Raw genomic sequence first — 9,202 nt, 5'->3', positions numbered from 1 at the left:
CCCCCCCCCCCCCCCCCCCCCCCCCCCCCCCCCCCCCCCCCCCCCCCCCCCCCCCCCCCCCCCCCCCCCCCCCCCCCCCCCCCCCCCGCCGCCGTTTCGCATGCGCCGCACGGCGGTCCACGGGCACCAGGAGCAGACCCCATGCCCCGCCCCCGGCGCCGAGTCCCTCACCCCCCCCGGCGGCCCGGCCCGGCGGCGGCGCGCCCGCCGCGCCGCCGCCGGCCGCTCAGCCGGACCGCACCGCCCGCGCCGTGGTGACGGCCGCCGCCCGGAACCGCCGGCCCGTCCTGGCGGCCCGCGCCCCGGCCGGCGCCGTCCTCGTCCCCGCGCCGCCCCGGCCGGCGCCCGCGGCGAGCAGGCCGCCCGCGTCGTTGCGGAACCCGCCCCGGTCCTGCCGCCGGCGCCCGACACCGCGCCCTGACCGGCCGGTTCACCCCGCCCGGCCCGCCGCCCCGCACCCGCACCCGCCCCCACGGCGACGTGATCCACGTCACTTCTGGCGGCCCTTGGCGCACAGAAGCCAGCCGTGTCACTATTTCAGCACGCCTCCCCTGCCCAAAACGTGACGCGCAGCAGTGGACCGAGGGCCGCACCGCCGGCCCGGCAGGCGGCAGACCAGCCCCGGGACGCCCCCGCAGCCGCACACGGCTCCGGCGGACCCGCGCCACCGGGCGACGCACACCCCCCTCTCTCTCCCCGGGCCCGCGGCCGCCCGCGCCGCCCGCCCCGCCTTTCTCCCCTCCCGGCCGGGCGCGCCCCGCACCCCCGCGCCCGTACCGTGCCGCGCCCCGAGCACCCCGGCCGCCCGGCACGGCCGGACCGCGCCCCGGGCTGCCCGCCCCGGCCGGTCCCGCGCGCCCGCACCCCGCCCTCACCGCACCCCGGCCCGCCCTCCTCGGCGCGCACCACAGAGGCGTCGGGTGCGCGAAAGGCCCTTCACGTACCGACGGCAGACCCTAGAGAAAGCAGAGCCCCGATATGCCTAGGCTATGCAAGCCCGCCGTGAATGCGCCGGAATACGTCATCACGATGGAAGAGACTCTTCAATTCGCCGAACGGGTCCACGGCGGAAAGCCGCAGCTCCCGTTGGCGCTCCGGCTGATCCGGAACACGGGGGTGCAGAAGCGGCATATCGTCCAGCCCATCGAGCAGACGCTGCGCCACCCGGGATTCACCGAACGCAACCGCATCTACGAGCTGGAGTCGAAGAAGCGGGTCCCCGCGGTCGTCGAACAGGCCCTGCTCAACGCCGAGGTGACGGCCCGTGACATCGACGCGATCATCTACGTGTCGTGCACCGGGTTCATGATGCCGTCGCTGACGGCCTGGCTCATCAACAAGCTCGGCTTCCGCTCCGAGACCCGCCAGATCCCCATCGCGCAGCTGGGCTGCGCCGCCGGCGGCGCGGCCGTCAACCGCGCCCACGACTTCTGCACCGCCCACCCGGGCAGCAACGTGCTGATCGTCTCGTGCGAACTGTGCTCGCTGTGCTACCAGCCCGACGCCGACGACGTCGGCTCGCTGCTGTCGGACGGCCTGTTCGGCGACGCGGTCGCCGCCGCCGTGGTCCGCGGCAACGGCGGCGTCGGCATCCAGCTGGAACGCAACGCCTCCTACCTCATCCCCAACACCGAGGACTGGATCTCCTACGACGTGCGCGACACCGGCTTCCACTTCCAGCTGGACCGCCGCGTGCCGGGCACGATGGAGCCGCTCGCGCCGGTGCTGCGGGAGTTCGCCAAGGACCACAGCTGGGACGCGGGCAGGCTCGACTTCTACATCGTCCACGCCGGCGGGCCGCGCATCCTCGACGACCTCGCCAAGTTCCTCGAGGTCGACCGGCAGGTCTTCCGCCACAGCTGGGCCACGCTGACCGAGTACGGCAACATCGCCAGCGCCGTCGTCCTGGACGCCGCCCGCCGCCTGTTCGAGGAGGACGCCCTCCAGCCCGACGCCACCGGCCTGATCGCCGGCTTCGGACCCGGCATCACCGCCGAGATGGCGCTGGGCCGCTGGGCCGTGGACACCCCCGCCTCGCTGGGCAACGCCGCATGAGCGGGCTGATCCTGCCGCCCGGCGGCGGCCGCAGGCTCGTCACCAAGGCCCAGGAGGTGACCTTCAAGGCCACCCACGCCGACGGCTCCTCGGTGTCCGTCTTCGAAGTGGTCGTCCCGCCCGGCTTCGACGTCGGCGCGCACGTCCACAACGACTCCCAGGAGTTCTTCTACGTCCTGGAGGGCGAACTGCAGCTGCTGGCCTTCGAACCCGAGCAGCGCACCGGGCAGAACTGGCACGAGTGGCGCTCCAGCGAGGGGCAGCGGGCGGTCACCGCCACCGAGGGCGCCTCCATGTTCGTGCCCACCGGCACCCCGCACGCCTTCCGCAACGCCTCCGACGCGCCCGCCCGCATGCTCTTCACCTGCTTCCCCTCGCCCTACCACGAGCACTACTTCGAGGAGATCGCCGACATCTGGGCGGCGGGCACCACGGTGGACCCCAGCGCGGTGGAGGACATGCGCCGGCGCTACGACGTCCACCAGCTCACCCCCCTGCGGTACGAGCCGCCCACCCACGTCCCTTCCCAGCAGGCACCCGAGCGCGGAGCGTGAGGCGATGAGCAGCAACGACACCATTCCCCTGGTCCACGCGAGCCTGGGGGAGGAGGAACTGGCCCAGGTGGCCGAGGTGTTCGCCTCCGGCTGGCCGGCCGGGCAGGGCCCGCGGGGCAAGGCGCTGGAGGCCCAGCTCAAGGCCCGCTACGGCGCCGGCGACGCCGTCGCCGTCAGCAACTGCGGCGCCGCCCTGCACCTGGCGATGCTCGCGCTGGGCGTCAAGCCCGGCGACGAGGTCATCGTCGCCGACTACACCTTCCCCGCCCCCGCCCACGCCGTGGCCTACGTCGGCGCCCGCCCCGTCTTCGCCGACGTGCGCCGCGACACCGGCACCGTCGACCCGCAGTCCGTCGCCGACCTCGTCGGCCCCCGCACCGTCGGCATGATCGCCGTCGACACCGTCGGCATGCCCGCCGACTACACGGAACTGCAGGACATCGCCGACCGGCACGGCCTGTTCGTCGTCGAGGACGCCGCCTGCGCGGTCGGCGCGACCTACCAGGGCCGCGAGGCCGGCGCCCTGGCCGAGGTGGCCTGCCTGTCCTTCCACGGCCGCAAGGGCGCCACCAGCGGCGAGGGCGGCGCCCTGATCGCCGCCGACGCGAACATCGGCAAGGACGCCCGCCTGCGCTCCTCCTTCGGCATCGGCAGCATCTTCGACCAGGCGCAGGTCGTCGGCCTGCCCATACCGCAGTTCACCGAGATCGGCTACAACTTCAAGCTCTCCGACATCGCCGCGGCCATCCTCCAGGTCCAGATCGGCCGCATCGGCGAACTCCTCAAGCGGCGCAGCGCGGTCGCCGCCCAGTACGCCGAACTCCTCGCCGGCGAGGAACTGCTCACCGTGCCCACGGTCCCCGAGGACCGCACCCACGCCTGGCAGTCCTACATGGTCACCCTGGACGAGAGCGTGGACCGGGCGGCTGTTGCCACCGACCTGCGCGCCCAGGGCATCGGCTGCGGCCACGGCACCTGGGCCACCCACGTCCAGCCCGTCTTCGCCGGCGGGCAGACCTGCCCCGTCTCCGCCGACCTCTTCCGCCGCAACCTCGCCATCCCCATGCACGCCGAACTGACCGAGGACCAGGTCGAACGCGTCGCCGCCGCCCTGCGCACCGCGCTGCGCGCCCACGCCGGCCCCCGCCGCGCCGCCTGACACCACCGCCGGCCCCCGGCGGCCGGTTCGAGCCGTTCTCCACGCCCCGCCCCTACGCTCACCACTCCCCGCACCCCACCCGCCCCTGTGCGCCGCCCGCGCCCGCCGCGGCCGGCCCCGGGCGCGGGCGGGGCGGGGCGGCCACGGACCCGCACAGTGCGCCGTAGACCACGCAGCGTGCCCCGAAGGAGACAGTCGCCATGAAAGGCTCCACAGCCTACAAATCGATCCAGAAGCGCGGTCTGCACATCGGCCTCCTGCCGGAGATGGCCGCCGCCGTGAACGGGTCGACGCCGATCGTCCTGGACCACGACCTGGACGCCCTGCCCCAGGCGGGCCGCCGCCTGACCGTCGCCCAGTACGCCGCCCACGTCGACGACCTCGCAGCCCGGCTGTGGGCGGCCGGCGTGCGCCCCGACGAGCACGTCGTGCTCCACAAGACCCACAACGCCGACATCTGGATGCTGGCGTCCGCCGCCTCCCGCATCGGCGCGGTCGTGGTCATGCTCTCGCCCGCCCTGGACGCGGCGACCGTCGGCGCCCTGCTCAAGCGGGTCGAGCGGCCCAGCCTCCTGACCGACGTGCGCAAACTCGACGCGCTGGCCGAACTGCCGCTGGCCGACCTCACCCAGCGGGTCATCGCGGTCGGCGGCGAACGCCCCGGCGCGATCGCCCTGGACGCCCTGGCCGGCTCCCCCCGGGTGCGGCCCGTGGTCCGCCCCATCGACGAGGCCGCCGTCATCACCCACACCTCCGGCACCACCGGCATCCCCAAACTCGTCGTGCACACCCCCCGCACCCAGGGCCTGCGCCTGATCCCCCAGTGGCGGCTGCTGGCGCTGATGCGCAAGAAGGAGACCGTCGCCATCCACATACCGTTCGTGCACTCACGGATGGTCGCGGCGATGTCCCTGGCCCTGATCAAGGAATTCCCCGTCCTGCTGCTGCGCGAGTCCGACCCCGGCGAGATCGCCGAGCAGTTCATCGCCCACCGGCCCGTCCTCGTCGAGGCCCTGCCCAACTCCCTGATGGACTGGGAGGAACTGGCCGAGGACCCCCGCATGCCCTTCGGATCGGTGAAGGTCTTCTCCAGCACCTTCGACGCCATCCACCCGCGCACCATGAGCCGGCTGCTCAAGGCCTCCCACCGGCGCGGCGCGTTCTTCTTCCAGATCTACGGGCAGAGCGAGGTCGGCCCCGCCGTCGGCCGCGCCTACTTCCGCCACTCCGCCCACAAGGCCAACGGCCGCTGCGTGGGCTGGGCCATGCCCGCCGGCGCCGCCCGCATCCGCGTCGTCAGCCGCAACGGCCGCCCCCCGTCCGAGCACAACCCCGGCTTCATCGAGGTCGCCTGGGACGGCCTGGCCAAGACCTACTACGCCGAACAGGAGCGCTACGACACCAACCGCAACGGCGAATGGTGGCGCACCGGCGACGTCGGCTACCGCACCCGCTGGGGCTGCCTGCACATGCTCGACCGCGAGATCGACATGATCTCCGGCGTGCGCAGCTCCCTGGAGGTCGAGGACGTCGTCCTGGGCAAACTCGACGAACTGAGCGAACTCGTCGTCGTCGAGGGCCCCGACTCCCGGCCCGTCCCGGTCATCTGCACCCACGACGACAAGCCCCTGGACATCGACCGCTGGCGCTGGGCCGTCGCCGACTTCCCCCAGCTGGCCGACCCCCTGCAGATCCCCCAGGCCGAACTGCCGCGCACCGCCACCCTCAAGGTCCAGCGGGTCGAACTGTCCCACCGGATCAAGGAACTCAGCCGGCACCGCACCTGACCGCCCCGCGCCCGGCGCGGGCCGACACCAGCACACCGCACCCGCACCCGGGCGCACGGCCCCGGGGCGCGCGCCGCATCCTGCCGGCCGCGCCCCGGGGCCGCCGCACGCGCTCCCACGCCCCGCCCCGAGGAGATCGCAGTGACGACCGAAGTGACCCCCTGGCCCGCCACCGGCCAGGAGCCGGCCGCCTCCGCGCGCCGCATCACCGATGACCTGCTCCAGCGGGTGGAGCACAAACTGCGCTCGTTCCTGGCCGGCGAACGCGCCCACTACGCCGGCGTCGACGCCCGCGCCGCCGCCGCCGTCGACACCCTGACCGACGTGGTCGTCTCCGGCGGCAAACGCCTGCGGCCCGCCTTCTGCATCGCCGGCTACCTCGCCGCCGGCGGCGACCCCGACGACCCCGGCATCGTCGCCGCCGCCGCCGGCCTGGAGATGCTCCACGTCTCCGCCCTCATCCACGACGACATCCTCGACAACTCCGCCCAGCGCCGCGGCAAGCCCACCGTGCACACCGCCTACTCCCAGCTGCACACCAGCAGCGGCTGGCGCGGCGAGGCACGCCGCTTCGGCGAAGGCCTCGCCATCCTCATCGGCGACCTCGCCCTGGTCTACTCCGACGAACTCGTCGCCCAGGCACCGCCCGGCGTCCGCCCCGAATGGCACCGGCTGCGCTCCGAAGTGCACATCGGCCAGTGCCTCGACGTCGCCGCCGCCGCCGAGTTCAGCGTCGACCCCGCCCTCTCCCGCCTGATCGCCCTGATCAAATCCGGCCGCTACACCATCCACCGGCCGCTGGTCATGGGCGCCGGCGGCGCCGGCCGCGCCGACCTGGCCCCCGCCTTCACCGAGTACGGCGAAGCGGTGGGGGAGGCCTTCCAGCTCCGCGACGACCTCCTCGACGCCTTCGGCGACTCCGCCCAGACCGGCAAGCCCACCGGCCTGGACTTCAGCCAGCACAAGATGACCCTGCTGCTGGGCTGGGCCATGCAGCGCGACGAGAACATCCACACCCTGGTCACCGAACCCGGCCACACCCCCCAGGAGGTCCACCGCCGCCTGACCGACACCGGCGTGCCGGGGGACGTCGAACGCCACATCGCCGCCCTCGTCGAAAAAGGCCAGGCCGCCATCGCCGCCGCCCCGCTGGACCCCGTGTGGCGCAGCGAACTGGCCGACATGGCCCACCGCGCCGCCTACCGCGACAACTGACCCGGCCCGCACCGGCTGCTCGCGGGCTCCACACCGGTTCACCATCGCGACCAGGAGCCCCCATGGACCACCTCGTGCAGCCTGCCGTCACCACGATCCGCGAACGCTTCTGGGAACCCCTGACCCTCGACGACCTCGCCCAGAGCGCGATGGTCAGCAAATACCACTTCCTGCGCGTCTTCAGCCGGGTCACCGGCGTCACCCCGGGACGCTTCCTGAGCGCCGTACGCCTCCAGGAGGCCAAACGGCTGCTGCTGAGCACCACCCTCACCGTCGCCGACATCTCCGCCCGCGTCGGCTACAGCAGCAGCGGCAGCTTCACCCGCCGCTTCACCGAATCGGTCGGCCTGTCACCCACCCAGTACCGCAGGCTCTCCCTCACCGCCCGCACCCCCCAGCCCGCCCCCTCCCGCCCCGCACCGGCCACCCGCCCCACCGCCGCCGTCACCGGCATCCTGCGCACCACCGGCGCCCACGTCCCCGCCGTCTACGTCGGAGCCTTCGACGGCGCCATCCTCCAGGGCGTCCCCGCCTGCTGGAGCAGCACCCGCGCACCGGGCCGCTTCACCCTGGACCACGTCCCCACCGGCACCTGGCACATCCACGCCGTCGCCCCCCACGGCCCGGACCGCACCCTGCTGACGGCCACCGCCGGCCCGGTCCGCGTGGACAGCAGCGGAGGGCCGCCGCTGGACATCACCCTGTCCCCGATGGACTGGACCCGCCCGCCGATCCTGTCGGCCCTCTCCGGCATCGACCCGCAGCAGCAGGCAGCCTGACACCCCGCCACCCCCCGGCCCCCCTTCTTCTTCCGGCGTCCGCCCTCCCGCCGCGCAGGCCCCACCCCGACACCACGCGAGCCGCCCCGCACCGCCCGCGGGCCCGGCCCGCCACCTCGGACACGCCGGGCCCGCCCGTCCGCGCCGCCCCACCACCGCGACGCAAGGACCCGGCCTACGGAGACAGAACGCATGGACACCCACCAGACCACCTCCCTCCTCCTCGGCCTCGCCGTCATCGTGCTCCTGGCCCGCCTGCTCGGCGCCCTGGCCCGACGGCTCGGCCAGCCCGCCGTCATCGGCGAAGTCCTCGCCGGCATCGCCCTGGGCCCCACCCTCTGGAACGGCGCGGCCTCCGACACCCTCTTCCCCACCGACATCCGGCCCCTGCTCGGCGCCCTGGCAGCGGTCGGCGTCGCGGTCTTCATGTTCCTCGTCGGCCTGGAGATCGACGCCGCCCTCCTGCGCGGCAACGGAAGCCTCGCCACCACCGTCTCGCTCAGCTCCATCGCCGTGCCCTTCGGCCTGGGCATGCTCCTGGCACTCCACCTGGCCGACGACTACGGCACCGGCGACAGGACCGCGTTCATGCTGTTCATGGGCATCAGCATGGCCATCACCGCCTTCCCCGTCCTGGCCCGCATCCTCACCGACCGGCACATGACCCACACCCCCCTCGGCGCCATGGCCGTGGCCTGCGCCGCCATCGGCGACGTCCTGGCCTGGGTCCTGCTCGCCGCCGTCGTCGCCGTCAGCGGCCCGGCCGGCGCCGAACAGTGGCGCATGCTGCTCGCCGCCCCCTACCTGCTGGCCATGCTCTTCGCCGTACGGCCCCTGCTGCACCGCTACGCCGCCCGCCGGCCCGACCTCACACTCACCCCCACCGTCTTCGCCTGCGTCCTGGCCGGACTGCTGCTGTCCGCCGCCGCCACCGAATGGGTCGGCCTGCACTACATCTTCGGCGCGTTCCTCTTCGGCGCGATCCTGCCGCGCACCGGCACCGAACGGCTGCGCACCCAGGTCCACGACCGCCTCGGCCAGATGACCGGCGCCCTGCTCCTGCCGGTGTTCTTCCTCGTCTCCGGCCTCCAGGTGGACCTGTCCGGCCTGGACACCGGCAGCCTGGGCGCCCTCGCGCTGATCCTGCTGGTGGCCGTCGGCGGCAAGTTCGCCGGCGCCTTCACCGCCGCCCGCCTGAACCGGATGCCCGCACGGCAGTCAGCCGCCCTGGCCACCCTCATGAACACCCGCGGCCTGACCGAACTCATCGTCCTGAACGTCGGCCTGCAACTGGGCTTCCTCGGCCAGGACCTCTACTCCCTCATGGTCGTCATGGCCGTGGTCACCACCGCGATGACGGGCCCGCTGCTGAACTGGATCCTCGGCCGCCCCGGGAACAGCGACCCGGGCGTGCCCGAACGCACCACCGGAGCCGTCGGCACCCCCGCCTGACACACCGCCAATCCTCCCCGGGAGCCCACCCATGCCGCACCCGTCGCCCGCCGCCGGCGAACCCGCCACCCGCCCGGCCCCGCCGCCCCCGGACGGCCGGGAGGTCCGCCGTCTCGACCGGGTGGTCATCAGGTTTGCGGGGGACTCGGGTGACGGGATGCAGTTGACGGGTGACCGTTTCACGTCCCAGACGGCGTCGTT

Annotated in this window: 7 protein-coding genes; all 7 read left to right on the top strand. The window is 74.0% G+C overall.

What is annotated here, in order from left to right; all coding sequences use genetic code 11:
• Nucleotides 1–978: 978 nt before the first annotated feature.
• The 7 genes from ACZ6KF_RS33600 (at nt 979) to ACZ6KF_RS33570 (ending at nt 9,001) form a co-directional block, all read left to right on the top strand.
• The gene (locus tag ACZ6KF_RS33600) at nt 979–2,055 is read left to right on the top strand and encodes a type III polyketide synthase (RefSeq protein WP_356636660.1); all 1,077 of its coding nucleotides are present in this window, start codon (nt 979–981) and stop codon (nt 2,053–2,055) included.
• The gene (locus tag ACZ6KF_RS33595; RefSeq protein WP_356636662.1) at nt 2,052–2,609 is read left to right on the top strand and encodes a cupin domain-containing protein; all 558 of its coding nucleotides are present in this window, start codon (nt 2,052–2,054) and stop codon (nt 2,607–2,609) included. The genes ACZ6KF_RS33600 and ACZ6KF_RS33595 overlap by 4 nt, the downstream gene beginning before the upstream one ends.
• A 4-nt stretch (nt 2,610–2,613) precedes the next feature.
• Nucleotides 2,614–3,768: a DegT/DnrJ/EryC1/StrS family aminotransferase gene (locus tag ACZ6KF_RS33590; protein ID WP_356636664.1), complete on the top strand. Its 1,155-nt coding sequence runs from the start codon at nt 2,614–2,616 to the stop codon at nt 3,766–3,768.
• 200 nt (nt 3,769–3,968) lie between these two features.
• Nucleotides 3,969–5,555: a class I adenylate-forming enzyme family protein gene (locus ACZ6KF_RS33585; protein ID WP_356636666.1), complete on the top strand. Its 1,587-nt coding sequence runs from the start codon at nt 3,969–3,971 to the stop codon at nt 5,553–5,555.
• A gap of 141 nt (nt 5,556–5,696) precedes the next feature.
• Entirely contained in the window at nt 5,697–6,770 is a 1,074-nt protein-coding gene (locus ACZ6KF_RS33580) for a polyprenyl synthetase family protein (RefSeq protein ID WP_356636668.1), read from the top strand.
• Between the two features lie 62 nt (nt 6,771–6,832).
• Nucleotides 6,833–7,549 carry a helix-turn-helix domain-containing protein gene (locus ACZ6KF_RS33575; RefSeq protein ID WP_469179355.1) on the top strand — a complete coding sequence of 239 codons (717 nt, stop codon included), beginning with the start codon at nt 6,833–6,835 and terminating at the stop codon, nt 7,547–7,549.
• Nucleotides 7,550–7,741: 192 nt separating this feature from the next.
• Nucleotides 7,742–9,001, top strand: a complete 1,260-nt coding sequence (locus ACZ6KF_RS33570; RefSeq protein WP_469241956.1) for a cation:proton antiporter domain-containing protein — start codon at nt 7,742–7,744, stop codon at nt 8,999–9,001.
• Nucleotides 9,002–9,202: the final 201 nt, after the last annotated feature.

It is taken from the genome of Streptomyces sp. NPDC046379 (assembly GCF_055587785.1).
This window is presented reverse-complemented; position numbering and strand designations above follow the sequence as displayed.